Genomic DNA, 20862 nt, shown 5'->3' on the forward strand with positions numbered 1-20862 from the left:
AGCGTACCTGCGTAACTCCTTAAAACCTCTCCAAGGCCGAAACCCCGAAAAGATCGCAAGGCCAACGCCGCCTACGCTTCCCTTCCTTCATAACCAAATTGTCAAAGAACAGAGGCTCAAAACCTCTCAGGATCAAACCCATCCCTCAAGCGAAAACCAACCCGATACCGAACCTCTAGATCCGGCCCAATCAGACCAATTTTCAGGAATTAAGGTCAAAAAACCTTGCCGCCAGCGACGTTGCCGCCGTCGATGAGCGCGGTTATACGCACCCATCCCACCACCGTCAACAGCCGAATTCGAAAAAAATCAAAAAAAGCGAAAAAAGTTTCGGCACATGAATTTTTTGTAATGTTTTCAATAGCTTAAGTTTTATCCACCTTTGCTAACAGGTGGTTTGAACGACCAAACCACTGCCCAGTCCACCGGCCGCCGCGATCAATGCCAGGCCATAAACCGGGGCTTTCCCTGAGCTTTCCCGGCATTTGGCCAGCTGCTCATACAGATGAACGGCCAGAATGGCCCCCGAGGCCCCTATCGGGTGCCCTCTGGCAAGCGCGCCACCCATTTGGTTGAGCTGCCCCGCATTCATGCCCAACCGGTCTGCCGTGACCATGGCCTGGACAGCATAAGCTTCCATCAGCTCGACCGCACTGAAATCACCAGAAGCGAGACCAAGGTCATCAAAAAGGGCTCTGGCCACATCAATCGGCACCAGTGCCGGCTCAGAGGGGTTTCCTCCGGCGCTCCTTCCCTCGACAATCCTCAAGGCTGCTGTATCGCCATTCTTCACAAACCGTTCTGAAACAATCATGACCGCTGCAGCACCATCGGCTTCACAGGCAATCGTCGCTGCACTCAGTCCTGTATCCTTAGTTCCGGAAAGGACTGGCGCGCGCAAAGCTGCCTTTGGCCTTAGCGCGCGCGTAAATCCATCCCGGTCTGCACTTACGCCTTTGATTGAAACAAGTTGCCCCTGGAGATGGTCATGTGCCCTTAGCGCTTTTTGATGAGATGTGACGGCGAAGTCCGTTTGTGCCAGGCGATCAATACCGCGTTCTTCTGCCAGCATCGCAGCTGCCTCGGTCAAATCAGGATCACCGTACGGGGGCGGCGCAAAGTCGGGACGCATATAGGGTACCGGTTCGTCATCCGGTCTTTTCGGACGATGCATTCTGATCGGGGAACGGCTGAAGCTTTCCGCTCCTCCCGCCAGAACACAATCTGCGGCACCGGCATTGATCAGGCGGGCCCCTTGCAGAATAGCGTCCAGACCGGAGCAGCACTGAGTATCTATGGTCATTGCCGGAACGGTCGGAGGCAGTTGCGCCCGCAAAGCGGCCAGCCGCGCCGGATTTCCACCTGCATAAAGTGCGTTGCCCAGAATTACCTGATCCACCTGGTTCGGCTCCAGGCCCGCATCATTCAGCAATTGGACCAGAACCGGAGCCGCAAGCTCATCCGCCTGATAGCCGGAAAGCACTCCTCCGCGAGGCATGACCGGCGTCCGCCTTGCCGCGATGATGTAGGCTTCTGGCTTACCGGCGCCGCTCAATCGTTCTGACCACCTTTGGATAGATCTGCCGTGACCCGTTGAATATCGGGTTTTCCACCCGCTGTCAGAGGAATTTCATCGAGAATGTGAATTCTGCGCGGCAACTTTCCTGCTGCCAGCCTGCTTTTGCAGTGGCCCAGGAGCTCCCGCTCCGCATCAGTGATCGGTTCGTTCAATTGCACTGCGGCTTCCAGCCTTTGCCCACGAACCGGATCCTCAAGTCCGGCGACGACAGCGGCAACAACAGAAGAATGAGACGACAAAGCCGTCTCCACCTCTTCCGGATAAACATTCAACCCCGACGTGATGATCATGCGATTGGCTCTGCCGGTCAGATAAAGATACCCCTCAGCGTCCCGATACCCATGATCGCCGAATGTCAGCCATCCGTTCTTCCAGCGCGTTTCTGGATCGTCACCGCACAGGTATCCTGAAAAGAGCAGGGCGCTTTTAACCCAGATCGCTCCCGGTTCTCCCGAAGGCAAAGGGGCTTTCGGATCACCAATGGCAATCGCAACACCTTCCGGAGCCTGGCCAACAGAACCCGCTGGCGCATGATCCGCGTCATTTAATATCGTGATGAAGCTGGTTTCCGAAGCGCCGTAGAACTCGATGAGGCGTGCGTTTGGAAACGTCCCTTGCAGAGCCTTGCGGTCGCTGTCGCGCCACTTGGCTCCGCTGGCAAGCACCTGATGTACATTCGGCAGCGGCCCGGCGCGCCTTGCCGCCTCGGCAATGAAATGGATTTGTGTCGGCGTTGCATAAAGAACCGCGCCCGATGCCGCCGATCGCAAGTCCTCAACAATGGAACGCGGGTCGAACCGGGCGGAAAGCACAACTTCCTGACCGCTGGCAAGTCCACAGACGGCCCCATAGAGGTGCAGCGAATGCGTGAGCTGCCCAGCCAGAACGACCCGATCTTCCTGCGATATGCCGAATTCGCGGTTGCTGAGATCGAAGCTTTTCAGCCAGGAACCGTGATCGCGTACATAGCCTTTCGGCGTTCCGGTGGAGCCGGACGTGAAGCCGCAATAAAAGAGATCGGATTTTCCGGGCGGGTCTTCCGCAAAAGTCTGATCAACCCGGGCATGTTCGATGGATACGTAACTTGTAGCATCCAATCGAAGATCCGGCTTTGCCAGGTCAAGAACGTGTTCGATCTGTTCGACCGGCCATTGGGGATCCATCACCATCGCAATCCGGCCCGTTCTTGCACAGGCAAAGAAACAGGCGATCAACGATGCGGGGTCACTCAAGAGCAGCGCGACTCTTCCACCGCGCGGCGAAAGGCGGCTGATATGAGATTCAGCCGCCTCAATTCTTTTAATCAGATCTCGCCAGGTCCATCTGACTGCGCCGCATGTCAGAGCGGTGTTGTCCGGTCGACTCCGGGCCAGGGTCTCCAGCTTGTCGCCGATAAAAGCCATGCGGCAACAGCTCCTGGCTCAGGCGCTCAGGTGCGCGTGAACAGGGCGCCCGGCAGACCGCGGGCAACAGTCTGAGTGACGATTGCCGTGATTGCGACCTTTACCAGATCCCCCGGGATGTAGATGGCGCTGCCGAGAGCCGCCTTCGCCAGGGAAAGTTCTGCCATGTAAGCAACACCTGGGATACCGAAAGCATAGACCACCAGGATGCCGCCGATAGCCGCCGAAATAGCTGCGGAGGCGAGAATGTTCATTTCGCCAGTTGCGCGCATGATCCAGCCGGTGACAAAGGCACCGATTGGCCAACCGATGAGGAACCCGACGGACGGGGTGTAAAAAACGCCCAAACCGCCGCGGCCGCCTGCAAGGATCGGCGCGCCGAGAGCAACCAGGAACAGGAACAGAAGGACTGCGAGACCGCCGCGGACCGGACCAAGCATCACGCCTGCCAGCATCACGCCGAGTGTCTGGGCCGTGATCGGCACGCCGCCCAGGAAAGGAATAGCGACCGGCGGGACCAGCCCCAACGCAGCAATCAAAGCTGCATAGAATGCAATATGTACGAGGGAACGGTCAGTCATGCTATTTTACACCTCCGTATCGATGTTATTCTTGCTGCCTTGAGTTGAAAATCAATCTTCTACTCGCAAACCACAGCATGTTCTAGTAGCCGGATAACGCAATTTCTTTGAAATTGCCACACTGAACCCCACTACTTCTTGGGTTATCTTGACAAACCTTCCGAACCGCCCCGGGCCTTCAGCGCTTCAGCCACATTGTCGGACATGCGCAGGGATTGAATCGCGAACGGCGCCAGCAGTCGCCAGGAGCCCTTAGCGCCTGCGCGCGCCTGATAAGCCTCTCTCAGTAGCGAAAAAACCTGCAACATGTGCGGCGCAAAGCGGAGGACCAAGGTCACCCCCAAGGCCGGTTTGCGTGCTGACATTCCGAACCATTGCAGTGGCCGGAACAACGGTTGAACTGCCTCAAGCATATCGTCCATGCGTGTGGTGATCGATACCAGATTGGCCGCCAGGATCAGGACCACCAATCGCATGATGACGGCAATGCCGTCCCAGAATGTTCCTGAAAACCAGTGCAACGCCAGAAGAATGGCCAAAAACAGCGTCATGCTGCGCAACAGCTTCAGCTGCGCCAACCCATCCCGCCCCAGTGAAGCATAGAGCAGAAATACCACCGCGAGACACGGCAGGAAGATCCAGACAGACTTGACCTGGAACAGCAACAGGCTGGCGATCGCCACCGTCAGGAGCTTGAGAGCTGCCGGCAATCTGTGGAGCCAGCTTTCCTGCTGTAGATAGACCGAAATCACAACGCCGCCAGCTCCATTTTGAAGCCGGATCTGTCGTCGATGTCCTGCCTGTAGGCCGACAACACTTCATACGGGTTGCCGTCCATGCGCAGATGGCCTCCCTCCAGCCAGAGGATACGGTCAAAGCCTTCGAAATGGCTGAGATCGTGGCTAACCATGACAATTTTCTGCGGAAGAGAAAGTATTTTGTCGCGGATCCGGCGGGAGGCCAAGGCATCCAGACTGGTCATCGGCTCATCCAGAACCAGAAGCTGCGGCTCCATGACAAGGACCGCCAGAATACAGATCAATTGTTTCTGGCCTTCGGAAAGTTCGGCAATAGGGCAGCTGGCCAATGCTTCACAGCCGTGACGGGCAAGGAATTCCAATGCTCGCTCGCGGGCTTCCTGCTTGTCGACGCCCAGCTGGGTCAATCCGAAGGCAATCTCCTCTTCAACGGTCGGGAATATCGCCTGATGATCCGGGTTCTGAAACACAAAGCCGACGTGACGCGGCAATTCGGGCGCTGCTTCCTCGCAATCGGCCCCGAAGAGCTTGAGTGAACCGGCATCGGGCTGACGCAGGCCGTTCAGCATCCGAATCAAGGTGCTCTTGCCCGACCCGTTCAGGCCAATCACTCCAATCCGGTCTTCTGCCAGCGACAAAGTGAGGCCGTCGAGAATCTTCCGCTGTCCGATGGTCAGACCGACATTTTCAAACACCGCGAACGGGCTCACGTCCGCATTGCAGACCTGTTTTTTTTCTTTTGATTTGTTCTTGGGCCAGAAAGCCATGTCACCTCGCAGCAGGCGCTTCAGAACGGCAGTTCCGTTCCGTTTCTGCGCGCGCTTATTGACCGGATAGGGCCTGTTGTCAAAGTCGTCTTATCCTACCGGGCGGGTGAGCGCAGGCAAATCGGCTAATTGGTCAATGGTCGCCTTGACCCTTTTGAGCGCCCAACTGAAACGCTCGTCAGACTCCTCGGAACCAAAAGTGATGCGCAGATAGGGGGCAGGGGTGTGATCTTTGGCCTGGAAATATCGTGAAGAGAGAACCGAAACGCCCTGATGGCCAAGCGCAGCCTGAAGCGCATCGGGATCCACCTGATCAGGCAAACGCAGCCAGCCGAAAACCTTGTTTGCGTCACCCTGCAGATGGTAGGGTGAAAGGTGTTCCATCGCGCACAGAAACCTGTCCCGGTTCGCCTTCCGCTTCAGCCGCAGCGTCTTGAACAGATGCCCTTCGCGTACCCATCCGGCAATCAGTTCGGCGGTAATCGGCGAGGCCATCCACGTGCTTTCTCCGATCTTGTTGCGAATGGTGTCACCAAAGGGCTCCGGTACCTGTACGAAACCGATCCGGCTACCAGGTGAACAGACCTTGGATATACTGGCAATCGAGGCCGTCCGCTCCGGCGCAAGCGCGCCGAACGCCGGCAGAGTCTCGGTGAGAAAGGGGGTGTAAGGATCGTCTTCGACGATCTTGAGATCGCACTCCCGCGCCACCCGGACAAGATCCTCGCGCTCTTCTACCGACATGGTATGCGTTGTCGGGTTCTGCATGTTGGGCATCAGGAAGACGCCTTTGACCGCATGAGTGCGGGCGGCCTGCGCAAGTGCAGCCGGATCCATGGCACCAAAACCACCATCATCGCGCCTCAAGGCGGGCAGGGGGACAGGCTTCAGCCCGAGGCTTGCGAATGAGCTGAAAATGGATGGATAGGTAAACCAATCCACTGCAATCGCGTCGCCAGTGCGGAAAAGCGCCTGGCAGGTCACCTGAATTCCGTGCTGCGCACCACAGGTCACAGCCACCCTGGCAGGGTCTGCATCCAGGCCATAATCCTTGAAAACGAGAACACCGGTTTCCCTGTGTGCCTTGAGGCCTTCGGAAGGCACAAAGCCATTGAGGCGATCGATACCCGCCGTTCGCGCCATCCGAACCAGGCCTTCCGAAAGGCTCGGGTTCAGATGCGGATAGGCGAAGTTCCTGGCCAGGTCGCAGGATTCCGGTTCGTCTTCCTTAGGCACCAGAGGCGAGACTTTCTGCGTCTCGGAGGCAATGTAGGTGCCCCGGCCGGTTTCCCCTTTGACAAGACGCCGCCGTTCGGCCTCGCCATAGGCGCGGGTGATTGTCCCGAGCGTTACGCCGAGCTGGTAGGCAAGCTCGCGCTGGGGTGGCAGACGATCGCCCTGAGCCAGTGCACCTGAAGTGATGTCCGCTTCCAGCGCATCGGCAATCGCAAGGTAAATCGGCCCTTCAGCTGCTTCGATGTTGGGGATCCACATTGTCATGAGGACAATGTTTACATTGACGGATACAATTACTCAAGACAATTAGTATCTTCGCCATTTTGTATCGATTGTATCGATCATATTGTCTGGAGACGTTTCATGGACCTCGCCACGCTGTTAGCCTTTGCCGTGTTTGTCATTGTCATGACCGGCACTCCCGGCCCCGGGAACCTGACGTTTCTGGCGATCGGTGCGTCGGCCGGGTATCGAACGGCGTTTCCGGTCATCGTTGCGTCTCAGGTGGGATCCTTTGCGCTTAACGTGAGCGTTGCCTTCGGGCTCGGTCACGTCATGGCCGGCGGCGGCCCTGTCGTGACGGTCTTCAAGGTGCTGAGCATGGCCTATATGACCTATCTCGCCTGGCGGATTATCTCACTGAGCGTGAAGCCGAAAGGAGATGCGGCATTGCCCAGTTTCTGGGAAGGCCTGCTCATACACCCCCTGAGCCCCAAGACATGGGCCATGAGCCTGGTCGCCTTTTCAACCTTCCTTGCCGGCAACACTTTGAGCGTTCCCGAAAACGCCATCATCCTGGTCACCGGCTTCATGCTGGGCGGTCTGGTGTTTCACTCTCTCTGGGCTCTTGTCGGCGTTTCGATCCTTGCCCTGATCGGTGACGGTCCCTTGATGAGAGCGATTACCGTTTCGATGGCGCTTGCGATGCTTGCCGCAACGTTGTGGGCACTCGTCCTTTAAAGTTCATTTCAAAAACGGAGACCGAAATGCCCGTTCTCAATTTCTCCTATGCGATCATCAAGGATGCAAAGGCGTTCAGCGACTATATCCGCAAGGCCTCAGGCCTCATGGCGGAGGAGCGAGTGGAAGTTGTTGTTCGTGGCACCTATTCGGAGACACTGCGCGGTGCTGAAAAGACTAAGCATGTCGCCGCTGTGTTCCGGTACCCCGATTTGAACACTGCCAAGCGATTCTATGCCTCCAGCGCTTATCAGGAACTCATTCCTCTTCGGGATGCAGCCTGCGACATGGAAATCCAGTTCTACGAGGAATGAGATTTTCGCCAGCCGTTGATCGGGCAGGTCATTGACCGGCGGAAAGTCTAACGCGATTGCCGGTCGAGTTCCTCCTGCCACTTCTGGTCGAGCGAGGAGATGCCCCTCGGAGCTTCTTCGAACCCGATATCCTTCCTGAGCTCAGGCGTCAGGTCGCTTCTGTGAAGACGGACCCGCTTTGGACTTGAGGTGGCGCTGAGAAGGCTTGAAATAAACCTGACTAGGGAAAAGACAACTCCCTTTTTCCTGGAGGTGGCATTTTGCTCGCAACAAACATGGTCAGACATTGTTGTAACTCCATATCTTTGTGAGTTACATATCGGTTCGTTGCGGCTGCCTGACCAACGAAATATCAACAAGCATGCATAAGGGAGATTTATGCATGATCACCAACTTGCCACCCCTTTCCGCCATTCGTGCCTTCGAGGCTGCGTGTCGTCATCTCAGCTTCACCAAGGCGGGTGACGAACTGGGTCTTACTCAGGCGGCCGTCAGCTACCAGATCAAACTGCTGGAAGAAAAGCTGGGCTTTCCAGTGTTCATTCGCAAGACGCGCAGAATCGAGCTGACAAGCAAGGGAGCACAGCTTGCTGAAGGTGTCGTGGAAGCCTTCACCCGGATGCGGCAGACCTTTCAGGATGTTCAGGAAGCAGAAGCGGCGGAGCTGGTCATCTCCAGCAACACGACCTTCGCGGTGAACTGGCTGGCATCACGCATGTTCTCTTTCCAGATGCAAAATCCGGACATTGCCGTCCGTCTGGTGTCGTATGGTCCGTGGGAAAAGCCCAAATTCGGAGAAGCCGACATCACGATCTCGGCCTGTTATCAGCCACCGGCCGGAAATTTCTGCATTCCCCTGGTCGAGGCGGCATTCACTCCAATGGTCGCACCGCAGCTCGCTGACAACATCGGTGGAATCAACACCCCCGAGGACCTGCTCAAACTGCCGATCATCGATCCGGACGACCCATGGTGGCTCACATGGTTTGAAGCCGCCGGCCTTCCCGATGCAGATGTCAAGAAATGGCCGACGTCACGCATGGGCTCCCAGGCCCTTGAAGCCAACCGGGCCATTGCAGGGCAGGGCGTCGCGATCCTGACGCCGTATTTCTGCCGAGAAGCATTGGAGACCGGTCAGCTGATCCAGCCTTTCGATCTCGTTTGCAAGGCTGAAGATGAAGCCTGGAGCCTCAGCTATCCGCCTCAGAACAGATCCAGCAGAAAGGTCAGGCTTTTCCGCGACTGGCTGGTCGGCGAACTGAAGCGGGACGGTCTCAAGATCGACGAGGCCCGGATAAGCGCCGCCTCATGAAAGCGCTCGTCGGGGAGAGCGCTCACATGACACGGGTCGTCAGGTGTAAAGACCCTTCTGCTCAAGGGCCGCGACGAGATCCCGAACCCGGTCGGCATTGTCCTTTGCCAGTGATCCATCCCGGTTCCACAAACCGTTTTCCAACCCGATCCTGGCTTTGCCACCCTTTTCGATTGCTGCCACGAGACACTCTGTCTCCCGATGACCAAATGCGCAAACGGCCCAATCCAGGGAAAGATTGCCCTGCCCCTTGGCCAAAGCCGTCAAATACGGGCCCAAGTCGTCCGGCTCGCTTTCCTGGTTTGCGGCATAGCGACCGAGTACAAACAGAAGCTGGTGCTCCTTGCCCGGAATTACTCCAGCTTCGACCAGCTCGAAAAACCGCAGCAGATCCTGTGTATCGTAAAGGATGTGCTGCACGGCAATCTTCTCAACATATGCCCAGGCATAGAAATTGCGCGCATCATGGAATTCGTCGTCCGGTACCATTTCCCGAATGGCGATGGACACCGCCGGAGGCTGCACTTCGCGGACAAGCATTCTCTGATCTTCAGGCGAGTACCTTCCGACGGTTTCCGTCGTGATTTGTACCTTCATGCCGGGAGCCTTCGCTTCAAGCTCGGCCAAGAGTGTCTTGTACAGGTCGACATCCAGAACGTGTGCGCCAGTTTCGTCGCGTACATGGGCATGGAGACAACCGGCGCCGGCTTCCAGGCACGCCTGCGCAGCTTCGACGGTTTCAGCGATGCTCATGGGCAGCGCCGGATGGTCAGCTTTTGTCTTTCGCGCACCATTGGGCGCCACCATGATCAATGGCAACGGCTGAAGTTCGGTTTGACCTGGCATTCCTAGAAGACCGCTCTGAACGCCTGATCGAGTTTTCCTGTGATTTCATCAACGTGCTGATCTTCCAGAATGAATGGTGGCGCAAGCAGAATGTGATCCCCATTCACGCCGTCAATCGTACCGCCCATCGGATAACAGATCAGTCCAGCTTCGAAGGCGGCTTTCTTGAGGGCCTTGTTGATACCGCGCTTGGGGTCGAACGGTGTTTTTCCTGACCGGTCCTCGACGATTTCGATACCCCTGAACAGGCCGCGCCCACGAATATCACCGACATGCGGGTGTTGACCGAATGCGTCCCTGAGAGCAGCGTCCAGTTTTTCGCCCATCGGATGGACACGATCCACGAGCCCTCCCGAAAGCTTGCGGAATACGGTCAGCGCCGCTGCACAGGCCGTCGGGTGCCCGATATAGGTATGACCATGCTGGAAGAAACCGGAACCGGTCTCGATCGCCTGGTAGATTTCAGCCGTACACAACATGGCACCGATCGGCTGATAGCCTGCACCCAAACCCTTGGCGATGCAAAGGATATCGGGAGCGACACCATCCTGTTCGCAGGCAAACAGGCTGCCGGTACGGCCCATGCCGCACATGACTTCATCCAGGATCAGCAAGATCCCATGCCGGTCGCAGATTTCGCGAACGCGCTTGAAGTAGCCTTCAACCGGCGGCACGGCACCGGCGGTCGCGCCGACGACAGGTTCGGCCACAAACGCCATGACATTTTCAGGACCCAGGCGCTGGATTTCGGTTTCCAGCTCGTTCGCGACCCGTTGACCATATTCGAACGCCGTTTCGTCTTCACGGCGGCCTCGATATTCAAAGCAGGGTGAAATATGCGACGTCTCGATCATCAAGGGCGAGAAGGGCTCCCGCCGCCACTGATTGCCTCCTGTTGCCAGCGCGCCCAGAGTATTGCCGTGGTAGCTCTGACGACGCGCGATCACCCGATGACGCGAACTTTCGCCCTTTTCCAGGAAGTATTGCCGTGCCAGTTTCAGCGCAGCTTCCACGGCTTCGGACCCACCGGAAACAAAGTACACCCTGTCCAGATTGCCCGGAGCATGTTCAATCAACAGGTCCGCAAGCTCTTCGGCCGGTTCGGTGGTAAAAAACCCCGTATGCGCAAACGCAATCCGGTCCACCTGGTCCTTGATTGCCTGGATCACGTCCGGATCGCTGTGGCCAAGACAGGACACTGCAGCACCGCCCGATCCGTCAAAATACTTTTTTCCTGACTTATCAATTATATAGCAGCCATCTCCAGAGACAGCCGCCGGTGGATTGGCCTTGGTGTGACGAGGGAATACGTGCGACATGAGAAGAAGCCTGACAGGTTGCCTGAATGAAATTCAATGTGGATCTGCGACATTTGTATCAGAGAATGGCCATTTCTGAAACATTTGTTTCTGCATCGCGTTAACCACGTTTTTCATCACAATTTTAATCAAATTGCCCGAACTTCAGCGCGGGGGACGACATCGCAACCAAAACTCTCGACAAGGCACGCCAGTCATGCGTCAACGCCTCTTCGCCTGGATCTTCTTTATCGGATTTACACTCGCCCTCGCAGGCTGCGGAACTGTTGCCGGAGTGACGGGAATGGGCTGGGTGACAGCCTCCCACAATTCCATCGACTACAACGACACATCGTGGTGCGTGCCACGCAAACTGAAAAAGGTGCTGAACCGGGTCGCGAAGCGATATGGCAAGGTAACTGTCCACTCCACCAAACGCTGGTGGCTGGAAAACTGGTGGAAGGGCGGTGCCAAGAATTCCTACCACCTGAATTGCCGGGCCGTGGATTTCTCTGTACGCGGCGACCCTGCGTCCGTTGTTGCCTTTTTGAAGGCGCAGCCGGAAGTCGGCGGATATAAACGCTACTCCTCCGGCCACTATCACATTGATACCGGTCCACGCAGAACCTGGTAGCGGCCCTGCCGCTGCCCGACAGGCAGGCAGGGTTACTTCAGCTCTCCGAGCTCAAGTGCCATTTCCCAGGCAACCGGATCAAATCCGATGAAATTCTTGGCCTCGCCCTCGACAATGGGGCGCTTGATGATGGACGGCTGCTCAATCATGACATCCAGGGCGCTGTCCGCGTCGACAACGGAATCCTGCGTCGCCTCGTCAAGCCGCCGCCAGGTGGTGCCGCGCTTGTTCAGGACGGTGTCCCAGCCGAATTCCCCAACGAATGCCGCCAACTTGTCTGCGTTGACGCCGTCTTTCTTGTAGTCGTGAAACTCGTAATCGATGCCGGCCTCTTCAAGGAACTTTCGCGCCTTCTTTACCGTGTCGCAATTCTTGATGCCGTAGACCTTCATGCAAAGATATCCCAGATTGTACTCAGCCGAATTTTCTGGAAGGACAGTTGCGGTTTGATGCAGGAGTTTCAAGAGCAGAACGCCACTTTCCACGACAGCGCTCCTGTCTGGCAAAAACCCGGGTTGACCGCACAGGTCTTGCAGGTCACTCATTTAAGGGCTCGAAACTTGACGACCACAGCCAAATTGAGTCAGGCAGGACGACCGGAGACCTTTCTATGACAGCGTCTGGATCACCGTCTGCCCCCTCAAGCGCGGCAGTTCCATTGGCGAAGGCAAAAGCTGGCCCGGCCTGGGGCAACTGGAGGCAACGGCTACGCCTGTGGAGCGGGCTGATCCTGTTTGTTTTCTGCCTTAGCCACTTTTCCAACCATGCACTCGGGATCATCTCGGTCAATGCAATGGAAGAGGGCTCCCTGTGGCACTATTGGATCTGGCGAAATCCTGTCGGTGAAGCGACGCTCCTGATTGCAGCTGTGACACATGTTTCCTTGGCATTGTGGCGTACCGCCAAACGCAGAACCCTGAAAATTCCACCGTGGGAATTCGCACAGCTTGTTCTGGGCTTCTACATTCCCTGGTCGCTGATCCCCCACGTGACCGTCACCATGGGATTGAATGAGAATTTCGGTTTCCTGCCGACGTATCACCAGATGTTGACGTCGCTCTGGCCCAACAGGGGCGTCGCGCAATCCATCCTCTTACTGGTTGTGTGGACGCATTCGATGATCGGTCTGCATTTCTGGTTGCGGCTCTATCCGATTTACCGCCGTTTGAAATATGCTGCGCTGGCTTTCGCAATCGCGTTGCCGGTTCTGGCGTTGTGGGGCTTTATAGAAGGCGCAAGACGGCTCGAGTTGACCAAGGACGTCAAGCTCAAGATCACGCCGGAGCAGTATGACTGGGTCTTCGAGACAGCCGACCAGGCCCGCGCAGTCGTGTTCGGCCTGATCGCCGTCAGCCTGCTGGTCATCGTATTTCGCTATCTGATCAGCCTCACCGCACAGAAACTGACAATCACCTATCCTGGCGGCCTGTCCGTCAAGGCCAAACCGGGAGCAACCCTTCTCGAGATCAGCCGCATGAACGACGTTCCGCTGACGTCTGTCTGTGGGGGACGTGCGCGTTGCTCTACCTGCCGGGTGAAGGTCTTGAATGGCGGCGACCACCTGGGTGATCCTGCACCTGCCGAAGCAGCTGTGCTGTCGCGGATCGGAGCGGCGGACGACGTCAGGTTGGCCTGCCAACTCCGGCCACAACACAATATCGAAGTTCAGCCACTTGTTGCCGTCAAGGCCAAGGCGAGCACCAGTGAACATCTCAAGGACGCCTATTATTGGGGTGTCGAAAAGGAAGTTTCGGTGATGTTCGTGGACCTGCGCAACTTCACCGGCATAACCGAGTCCCAACTCGCCTACGATGTGGTGCACCTGCTCAACAGCTACCTGGATCAGGCTTCGTTGGCGATCCGGGAACAAGGCGGCTATGTGGACAAGTTCATTGGCGACGGCATAATGGCGATTTTCGGCATGGACACCGATGCCCGGACCGGAGCCCGCCAGGCCCTGCGTGCCACGAAAGGGATTGAAGAGGTCATGAGGTCCCTGGACGCGGAAAAGGGACCTCAATTCCGCGACTCCATTCGACTGGGGATCGGCCTTCATTTTGGCCCTGCCATTCTGGGCCGGATCGGCTCGGCTGGCGCCAATGGCGGTCTCACCGCATTGGGCGACGTCGTCAACACCGCCAGCAGGCTGGAAACGGAAAACAAGAACCACAACAGTTTTCTTGCTGTTTCAAAAGACGTGATCGACGCTGCGGAAATTGAGCTTCCGGATGCCAACACATCAGAAATCAAGCTGCGCGGAAAAGAAATTCCCTTGCAAATATTCACATTGAACCGATTAGATACCCTGGTCGTGCCGCAAGGCTAACGGGAACATCGGAGGATGTGTGAGTACTCAATATTCGCCGCGGGAAATGCTGGAAAAGCTGATCTCCTTCAACACCGTTTCGGACCGCAGCAATCTCGATCTGATCCATTTCGTAGAGCACTACCTTGCCGGATGGGGTGTCAGCTCCGTGCTGGTGCCCGATGAAACCGGTGAAAAGGCATCACTTCACGCTAGGATAGGCCCGGAAGTTGATGGCGGTACAGTCCTGTCGGCGCACACGGATGTCGTTCCGGTTGAAGGGCAGAACTGGACTCGCGACCCATTCACCGCCTGGGAAGCCGATGGCCGGCTTTATGGGCGAGGGTCTGCTGACATGAAAGGCTTCGCGGCAACGGTTCTTGCGAAGGTTCCCGACATTCTGACGGCGGATTTGCGCAAACCGGTGCACATCGCGCTTTCCTACGACGAGGAAGTCGGCTGTTTCGGTGCAGGACCCCTTGCTCAGGACATCCTTGCAAAAGGTCCCCGGCCCGATCTGGTCATCGTGGGTGAGCCAACCAACATGAGAGTGGTCACCGGTCACAAGGGCATCGCAGTTCTCAGAACGACAATCCGTGGCCATGCCGTCCATTCCAGCCAGCTTCATCGCGGTGTTTCGGCGATATCAGCCGCAGCGAAACTGATTACCTGGCTGGATGGGAAGACCGCCGAAAACAGGGCCAAGGCAGATCCGGACTGTCCGTTTGAACCGCCCTATACGACTTTACACAGCGGGACGATTACGGGCGGGCAAGCGCACAACATAACCGCCCAGCATTGCGAGTTCGCGACCGACATCCGCTTGCTGCCTGAGGAAAACGCCGAAAGCTGGATCAACGCCTACCGGTCTTTCATCGAAACCGACGTTCTGCCCGATATGGTTGCCGTTTCAAAGGACTGCCGGATTGACGTCGCCGAGCTGGCCTATGTTCCCGGACTGCAGGAGGAAACGGATGGTGAAGCGGAAATGCTGGTACGCCGCCTGACCGGCGACAATGCGCGAAACGTCGTCGTCTACGCGACCGAGGGCGGAATTTTCCAGCATCACGGTCTCTCTACAGTGGTCTGTGGGCCCGGCTCAATCGACCAGGCGCACCAGGCGGATGAATTTATTGAACTTGCCGAACTGGACAGATGTTCTGGGTTTTTGGACGATTTACTTCAGGGAATGTCTTAATTTGTCAGCTAAACGGGTTTGAAAACAGACATTTACAATGTCATAGTTCGGTCAAACACGATGGACGTTCCATACTGACGCCAGTCTGAACGTCCTCCGGGCAGTTCCGAATATCGGAAAAACGAGGGGAAAATGTACAAAAAATCAATGGTTATAGCCGCAACGCTGTTGGCGGTGGGAACAGGGGCGGCTGCGCAAGCTGAAACACTCAAGTTCGCATTTCAGGGCAGCCTGAACGGACTGGATCCTTACAGCCTCAACGAAACCTTCACGTTGTCTTCGCTCGGCAACACCTACGAAGGCCTGACACGCCGCGGCGCAGACCTTGCGATCGAACCGGCTCTGGCTGAAAGCTGGGAAATCATCGAACCGAACCGTTGGCGTTTTCATCTGCGCAAGGGTGTGAAGTTCCACAACGGCAATGACTTTACGGCTGAAGACGTCGCCTTCTCGGTGGACCGCGTTCGGTCCGAGGGCTCCGACCTCAGCACACGCGTCGATCCGGAAGTCAAGGTGGAGATCGTAGACGACCACACGGTTGATTTCGTCCTGCCGGGCCCGAACCCGATCCTGCATTATGAGTGGGATACGTTCTACATCATGGACAAGGACTGGACGACCGAGAACGATGCGGTCAAGGTCACGTCCGCTTCCGACACGACGCCCAACTACGCCTCGCTTCATGCAAACGGTACCGGCCCGTTCAAGATCAACAGCCACGAGGCCGGCGTAAAGACTGTCTACGAAAAGTTCGACGGCTGGTGGGATGAGGCCAAGCACAACCTCGATACGGTTGAGTTCACGCCGATTTCTTCCGACGCAACACGTGTTGCAGCGCTTCTTTCCGGCGAACTGGACATGGTTTATCCGATCCCGGTTCAGGACATCAAACGCATCAACGACAATGCCGGCACAGTCGCGCTGACCGGTCCGGAGCTGCGCACGATCTTCCTCGGCATGGACCAGATGCGCGATGAGCTGCTCTATTCGGACGTAAAGGGCAAGAACCCGTTCAAGGATGCCAAGGTACGTCAGGCTTTCTACCAGGCGATCGATATCGAAGCGATCAAGAAGAAAGTCATGCGCGACCTGTCCACGCCGTCCGCGATCATGATCTCGCCGTTCCTGTTCTCCAAAGGCAGCGAATTCGAGCGCTATCCGTATGATCCGGAAGCAGCCAAGAAGCTCTTGGCCGACGCCGGATATGCGGATGGCTTCTCCGTCGGCATGGACTGTCCGAATGATCGCTACGTCAACGACGAAGCCATCTGTCAGGCCGTTGCTGCCATGCTGGCACGCGTCGGTGTGAAAGTTGACCTCAACGCTCAGCCGAAAGCGAAGTATTTCGCCAAGGTTCTGGCGTCCGGCGGCTTCGACACCTCCTTCTACCTTCTCGGCTGGACTCCGGGTTCTCTGGACAGCTGGAACGTTCTGTCCAACCTCATGAACTGCCGCGATGAAGCTGGTGCCGGCTCTCCGTTCAACCTCGGCGGCTTCTGCGACGAGAAGATCGACAGCCTGACCAAGGAAGTTCTGGTTGAGATCGACCCTGAAAAGCGCGACGGCCTGATCGCCGAGGCTTACAAGATCAGCCACGACAATGCCTACTACATCCCGCTGCACCAGCAAGGTCTGGCATGGGGTGTTGCAGACGACGTCCAGCTCGTTCAGCGCGCTGACAACCAGTTCAAGTTCCGCTTCGTGACGAAGAACTGATCCTGTCAGGCCCACGTTTCGCGCTCCCGGCAGTGCCGGGAGCGCGGTTTTCATATCAAGAGCAACATTCGATCTGAATAAGTCGCAATTTCACCCGAACAGACCAGACAAAGTTGTTCTTTCACTTTAAATACGCGGGCAAATTCATCTCGTCAGAGCAAACTGGAAGGTTTGGCTGACTGAACCTTGCCCTAGACGTAAAGAGCCGAAATGATTGGTTTTGCGACCCGCCGCCTTTTCCAGGCGCTGATTGTCATGTTGGTGGTGGCGCTCCTGGCTTTCACCATGTTCCGGTTTGTTGGTGACCCGATCAACCAGATGGTCGGCATCGAAACCTCGATCGAAGAACGCGAGGCTCTTAGAGAACGCCTCGGTCTGAACGATCCAATTCCGGTCCAGTTCCTGCGCTTCGTTACCAACGCCGCCCAATTTGATTTCGGTACGTCCTATCAGTTCCGGCAACCTGTCTCGGAGCTTTTTGCCAAGCGAATACCGGCAACGCTTGAGCTCAGTTTCACCTCAGCGCTGTTCGCGCTCGTGGTTGGAATACCCATGGGCATATTTGCGGGGCTCAATCGCGAATCTCCAATCTCGAAACTGTTCCTGTCCGTTTCACTCATCGGAATTTCACTGCCGACATTCTTCATCGGCATTTTGCTGATCTTCCTGTTTTCCGTGACGTTACAGTGGCTGCCAAGCTTCGGCCGAGGCGAAACGGTGCAGATCGGCTCCTGGTGGACAACGGGTTTCCTGACCATCTCGGGCCTGAAAGCCCTGATCCTGCCGTCGATCACGCTCGGCCTCTATCAAATGACCCTGATCATGCGCCTGATCCGCGCGGAAATGCTGGAAGTCATCCGAACCGACTACATCAAGTTTGCCAGAGCGCGCGGGCTGCCGAACCGGCTGGTCAATTTCCGCCATGCGCTCAAGAACACGCTTGTTCCCGTTATCACGATCACCGGTCTGCAGCTCGGCGCCATCATCGCGTTTGCGACAATCACAGAAACGGTTTTCCAGTGGCCGGGAATGGGACTGATGTTCCTGCAGGCCGTGCAGAACGTCGATATTCCGATCATGTCGGCTTACCTGCTGCTGACCGCATTCCTGTTCGTGGCGATCAACTTCATCGTCGACATTCTCTATTTCTTCATCGACCCGCGCCTGCGCGTCGGTCGGCCATAAGGGAGACAGTTACTCATGCCTTACGTCTCCAACGAAGAAGCAAAAGCCGCAATCCAGGATCGCGCGGGCGTGCCTTCCGAACAAGGCCGCCTGACCAAGATCCTGGACAGCGACATGTTCCATTCGTTTCTGCGCTCCAAAGTCACCGTGGTTGCAGCTTGTGGAACGCTGATCCTGTTTCTGCTGGCGTTTCTTGCACCCTGGGTCGCCCCGCACAATCCGTTTGACCTGGCCTCTATTTCCATTCTGGACGCCCGCGTTCCGCCGGTCTGGATGGAGTATGCCGATCCGCGTTTCCTTCTGGGAACGGACGATCAGGGTCGCGATCTCCTGTCCGCCATTTTCTACGGCATGCGGATTTCGCTGATTGTCGGTTTTTGCTCGGTGATCGCCGCTGCGGTCCTTGGTATCAGCCTTGGCCTCGTTGCGGGTTACATGGGTGGCCGAGTCGACGCCGTGATCATGCGGATTGCTGACGTCCAGCTGACTTTTCCAGCCATCCTGATTGCGCTCCTGATTGACGGTGTGGCCGCCGGCATCTTCGGATCGATCGACCGGGAAGTGTTTGCCTTCTACATTCTGATCGTTTCACTGTCCCTGTCCTTCTGGGTGCAATACGCACGCACGGTGCGCGGTTCCACCATGGTGGAGAAGAACAAGGAATATGTTCAGGCTGCACGGGTCATCGGAATTCCGTCGGTCATCATCATGGCACGCCACATTCTGCCGAACGTCATGGGCCCCGTGATGGTCATCGCTACCATCAACCTTGCCCTTGCGATCGTTACCGAGGCGACCCTTTCGTTCCTGGGGGTCGGCATGCCGCCCACCCAACCCTCGCTCGGGACCCTGATCGCGGTCGGCAACGACTTTCTATATTCCGGTGAGTGGTGGATCGCCATCTTCCCGGGTCTGGCACTGGCTCTGCTGGTGCTGAACGTGAACCTTCTGGGCGACTGGCTGCGCGACGCCCTCAATCCGAAACTGCGGTGAGGGCGGCATGAGCGTTCTAGATATCAAGGACCTGACGGTCGAGTTTCCTGGCCGCAAATCTGTCTTTGTCGCGGTCGACGACGTCAGCCTGCGCGTCGAAGCAGGCAAGATCCTGGGCGTCGTGGGGGAATCCGGTGCCGGCAAGTCGACGGTCGGAAATGCAGTCATCGGTCTGCTGCAGGAACCCGGTCACATTGCGGGTGGAGAGATTTTCCTTCACGGCAAGCGCATCGATGACCTGCCCTACAAGGACAAGCGCCTGTTGCGCGGCCGCAAGATCGGCATGATCTTCCAGGATCCGTTGACCTCACTGGATCCTCTGCAAACGGTTGAGTCCCAGTTGGTGGAAACGATCCGTACGCATTTGCCGCTCTCCAGAAAGGAAGCGCAGACAAGGGCGATTGAGCTGATCGATGCCGTGGGCATTCCCAATCCGGAAGAACGGATCAAGCAGTATCCGCACCAGTTCTCGGGCGGCATGCGCCAGCGTGTCGTGATCGCACTTGCACTTTGCGCCGAGCCGGAGCTGGTCATCGCCGATGAGCCGACGACAGCCCTCGACGTTTCCATTCAGGCCCAGATCCTGGTGCTGATGAAAAAGCTCTGCGAAGAGCGCAATGTCGCGATGCTGGTGATCACTCACGACATGGGCGTCATTGCCGACATCACCGACCATGTTGCGGTGATGTACCATGGTGAACTGGTCGAATATGGCGAAACCACCCAGGTTCTGGGCGCGCCGGAGCATCCTTATACGCAAAGCCTGATATCCGCGGTTCCGCGTCCCGATGTCAAAGTCGAGCGCTTCCCGGTGGTCAACTATATCGAAAAGGCGGGAACCCCTCAGAAGCAGATCGATATTTCCACCCATTGGCTGGGCAAGTCGCGCGACTACGAAAAAGTCGTCGGCCCGCTGGTACAGATCCGCGATCTCGACATGCGGTTCGAAATCCGCGGTTCGATTTTCCCGTCCAAACGAAAATACTTCGATGCGGTCAAGAAGGTCAGCTTCGACGTTCAGGAAGGCGAAACATTCGGGCTGGTGGGCGAAAGCGGGTCGGGCAAATCGACCATTGCCCGGCTCATAACCGGTCTCTACCATCCGACCGGTGGGTCCATTTTGTTCGGCAAGACCGAGCTGACGTCGCTGACGAACCGAAAAGACGTTCTGGCAATGCGGCGCCAGATGCAGATGATCTTCCAGGACCCCTATTCCTCGCTGAACGCGCGGATGCGTGTCCGGGACATCATCGCCGAGCCGATCAAGTTCCACAAACTGGCATCCAGCAATGCCGAGGTTCGGCGGATCGTTGACGATCTTCTGGATCATGTCGGTCTTGGGGCTCTCGCAGGTCAAAAATTCCCGCACGAATTTTCCGGTGGCCAGCGCCAGCGCATCTCCATTGCGCGGGCCTTGGCGACACGGCCGAGATTCCTGATCTGCGATGAACCGACCTCCGCGCTCGATGTCTCCATCCAGGCGCAGATCCTCAATCTTTTGAAAGATTTGCAGGAAGAGCTCGGTCTCACAATGCTGTTCATCAGTCACGATCTCGCGGTCATTCGCCAGATGTGCAACCGCATCGGCGTCATGCGCCATGGCGAATTGTGCGAGGTTTCCGATTGCGACCAGCTGTTCGAGGCACCAAAGCATCCCTACACACGGGAACTGCTTGACCTGATGCCGTCCATGGAGCTGCTGTCACGCGCCAACCTGGAAACGGTTTAAGACAACGATACCCGACCAGGCTCCACCTGGAGCCTGGTTCCTGGCTCA

The 20862-nt window shown here is 56.8% G+C and carries 20 protein-coding genes; 10 read left to right on the forward strand and 10 right to left on the reverse strand.

The genetic code is table 11. The features are described 5' to 3' along the window. Positions 1–385: 385 nt before the first annotated feature. The 6 genes from ABLO27_RS22880 to ABLO27_RS22905 form a co-directional block, all read right to left on the reverse strand. Positions 386–1555: a thiolase family protein gene (locus tag ABLO27_RS22880; protein ID WP_353036071.1), complete on the reverse strand. Its 1170-nt coding sequence runs from the start codon at positions 1553–1555 to the stop codon at positions 386–388. Beyond that, positions 1552–2982: a class I adenylate-forming enzyme family protein gene (locus ABLO27_RS22885; RefSeq protein ID WP_353036073.1), complete on the reverse strand. Its 1431-nt coding sequence runs from the start codon at positions 2980–2982 to the stop codon at positions 1552–1554. The genes ABLO27_RS22880 and ABLO27_RS22885 overlap by 4 nt, the downstream gene beginning before the upstream one ends. 26 nt (positions 2983–3008) lie before the next feature. Then, on the reverse strand, positions 3009–3563 hold the full coding sequence (locus ABLO27_RS22890) for a biotin transporter BioY (protein WP_353036075.1): 555 nt from the start codon (positions 3561–3563) through the stop codon (positions 3009–3011). Positions 3564–3706: 143 nt separating this feature from the next. After that, on the reverse strand, positions 3707–4315 hold the full coding sequence (locus tag ABLO27_RS22895; RefSeq protein ID WP_353036077.1) for an energy-coupling factor transporter transmembrane component T family protein: 609 nt from the start codon (positions 4313–4315) through the stop codon (positions 3707–3709). Further along, positions 4312–5088, reverse strand: coding sequence for an energy-coupling factor ABC transporter ATP-binding protein (locus ABLO27_RS22900; RefSeq protein ID WP_353036079.1), 777 nt, complete (start codon positions 5086–5088; stop codon positions 4312–4314). Before ABLO27_RS22900 ends, ABLO27_RS22895 begins: the two co-directional genes overlap by 4 nt. 90 nt (positions 5089–5178) lie before the next feature. Then, positions 5179–6588 carry a PLP-dependent aminotransferase family protein gene (locus tag ABLO27_RS22905; RefSeq protein ID WP_353036081.1) on the reverse strand — a complete coding sequence of 470 codons (1410 nt, stop codon included), beginning with the start codon at positions 6586–6588 and terminating at the stop codon, positions 5179–5181. A gap of 99 nt (positions 6589–6687) precedes the next feature. On the opposite strand from ABLO27_RS22905, the gene ABLO27_RS22910 reads away from it, so the two are divergent. Both ABLO27_RS22910 and ABLO27_RS22915 read left to right on the forward strand, forming a co-directional pair. Continuing rightward, positions 6688–7284 carry a LysE family translocator gene (locus tag ABLO27_RS22910; protein WP_353036083.1) on the forward strand — a complete coding sequence of 199 codons (597 nt, stop codon included), beginning with the start codon at positions 6688–6690 and terminating at the stop codon, positions 7282–7284. A 26-nt stretch (positions 7285–7310) separates the two neighbouring features. Beyond that, positions 7311–7598, forward strand: a complete 288-nt coding sequence (locus tag ABLO27_RS22915) for a DUF1330 domain-containing protein (RefSeq protein WP_353036085.1) — start codon at positions 7311–7313, stop codon at positions 7596–7598. Between the two features lie 47 nt (positions 7599–7645). On the opposite strand, the gene ABLO27_RS22920 is transcribed toward ABLO27_RS22915, so the two are convergent. Next, positions 7646–7885: a hypothetical protein gene (locus tag ABLO27_RS22920; RefSeq protein WP_353036087.1), complete on the reverse strand. Its 240-nt coding sequence runs from the start codon at positions 7883–7885 to the stop codon at positions 7646–7648. Positions 7886–7980: 95 nt separating this feature from the next. Here ABLO27_RS22920 and ABLO27_RS22925 point away from each other — a divergent pair, with 95 nt between their 5' ends. Next, positions 7981–8910 (forward strand): LysR family transcriptional regulator, encoded by a 930-nt coding sequence (locus ABLO27_RS22925; RefSeq protein WP_353036089.1) that lies wholly within the window; start codon positions 7981–7983, stop codon positions 8908–8910. A gap of 39 nt (positions 8911–8949) precedes the next feature. On the opposite strand, the gene ABLO27_RS22930 is transcribed toward ABLO27_RS22925, so the two are convergent. Together ABLO27_RS22930 and ABLO27_RS22935 are read right to left on the reverse strand one after the other, a co-directional pair. Further along, positions 8950–9756: a 3-keto-5-aminohexanoate cleavage protein gene (locus ABLO27_RS22930; RefSeq protein ID WP_353036091.1), complete on the reverse strand. Its 807-nt coding sequence runs from the start codon at positions 9754–9756 to the stop codon at positions 8950–8952. Between the two features lie 2 nt (positions 9757–9758). Next, positions 9759–11075 (reverse strand): aspartate aminotransferase family protein, encoded by a 1317-nt coding sequence (locus tag ABLO27_RS22935; protein WP_353036093.1) that lies wholly within the window; start codon positions 11073–11075, stop codon positions 9759–9761. A 196-nt stretch (positions 11076–11271) separates the two neighbouring features. Between ABLO27_RS22935 and ABLO27_RS22940 the strand changes: the two genes are divergently transcribed. After that, positions 11272–11688 carry a YcbK family protein gene (locus tag ABLO27_RS22940; protein ID WP_353036095.1) on the forward strand — a complete coding sequence of 139 codons (417 nt, stop codon included), beginning with the start codon at positions 11272–11274 and terminating at the stop codon, positions 11686–11688. Positions 11689–11720: 32 nt separating this feature from the next. Here the strand turns inward: ABLO27_RS22940 and ABLO27_RS22945 are convergent, their stop codons facing one another. Then, positions 11721–12233, reverse strand: coding sequence for an ArsC family reductase (locus tag ABLO27_RS22945; protein WP_353036097.1), 513 nt, complete (start codon positions 12231–12233; stop codon positions 11721–11723). 65 nt (positions 12234–12298) lie between these two features. Here ABLO27_RS22945 and ABLO27_RS22950 point away from each other — a divergent pair, with 65 nt between their 5' ends. The 6 genes from ABLO27_RS22950 to ABLO27_RS22975 all read left to right on the forward strand — a co-directional run bounded on the left by ABLO27_RS22950 (position 12299) and on the right by ABLO27_RS22975 (position 20814). Then, positions 12299–14014 carry an adenylate/guanylate cyclase domain-containing protein gene (locus ABLO27_RS22950; protein WP_353036099.1) on the forward strand — a complete coding sequence of 572 codons (1716 nt, stop codon included), beginning with the start codon at positions 12299–12301 and terminating at the stop codon, positions 14012–14014. 19 nt (positions 14015–14033) lie between these two features. Next, positions 14034–15191 (forward strand): acetylornithine deacetylase, encoded by a 1158-nt coding sequence (gene argE, locus ABLO27_RS22955; protein WP_353036101.1) that lies wholly within the window; start codon positions 14034–14036, stop codon positions 15189–15191. A gap of 132 nt (positions 15192–15323) precedes the next feature. Then, positions 15324–16907 carry an ABC transporter substrate-binding protein gene (locus ABLO27_RS22960; RefSeq protein ID WP_353036103.1) on the forward strand — a complete coding sequence of 528 codons (1584 nt, stop codon included), beginning with the start codon at positions 15324–15326 and terminating at the stop codon, positions 16905–16907. 210 nt (positions 16908–17117) lie between these two features. Then, entirely contained in the window at positions 17118–18092 is a 975-nt protein-coding gene (locus ABLO27_RS22965) for an ABC transporter permease (RefSeq protein WP_353036105.1), read from the forward strand. 15 nt (positions 18093–18107) lie between these two features. Continuing rightward, the gene (locus ABLO27_RS22970) at positions 18108–19085 is read left to right on the forward strand and encodes an ABC transporter permease (protein WP_353036107.1); all 978 of its coding nucleotides are present in this window, start codon (positions 18108–18110) and stop codon (positions 19083–19085) included. Between the two features lie 7 nt (positions 19086–19092). Further along, positions 19093–20814 carry an ABC transporter ATP-binding protein gene (locus ABLO27_RS22975; protein ID WP_353036109.1) on the forward strand — a complete coding sequence of 574 codons (1722 nt, stop codon included), beginning with the start codon at positions 19093–19095 and terminating at the stop codon, positions 20812–20814. Positions 20815–20862 lie beyond the last annotated feature (48 nt).

Source organism: Roseibium sp. SCP15 (assembly GCF_040329435.1).
GTDB lineage: Bacteria > Pseudomonadota > Alphaproteobacteria > Rhizobiales > Stappiaceae > Roseibium.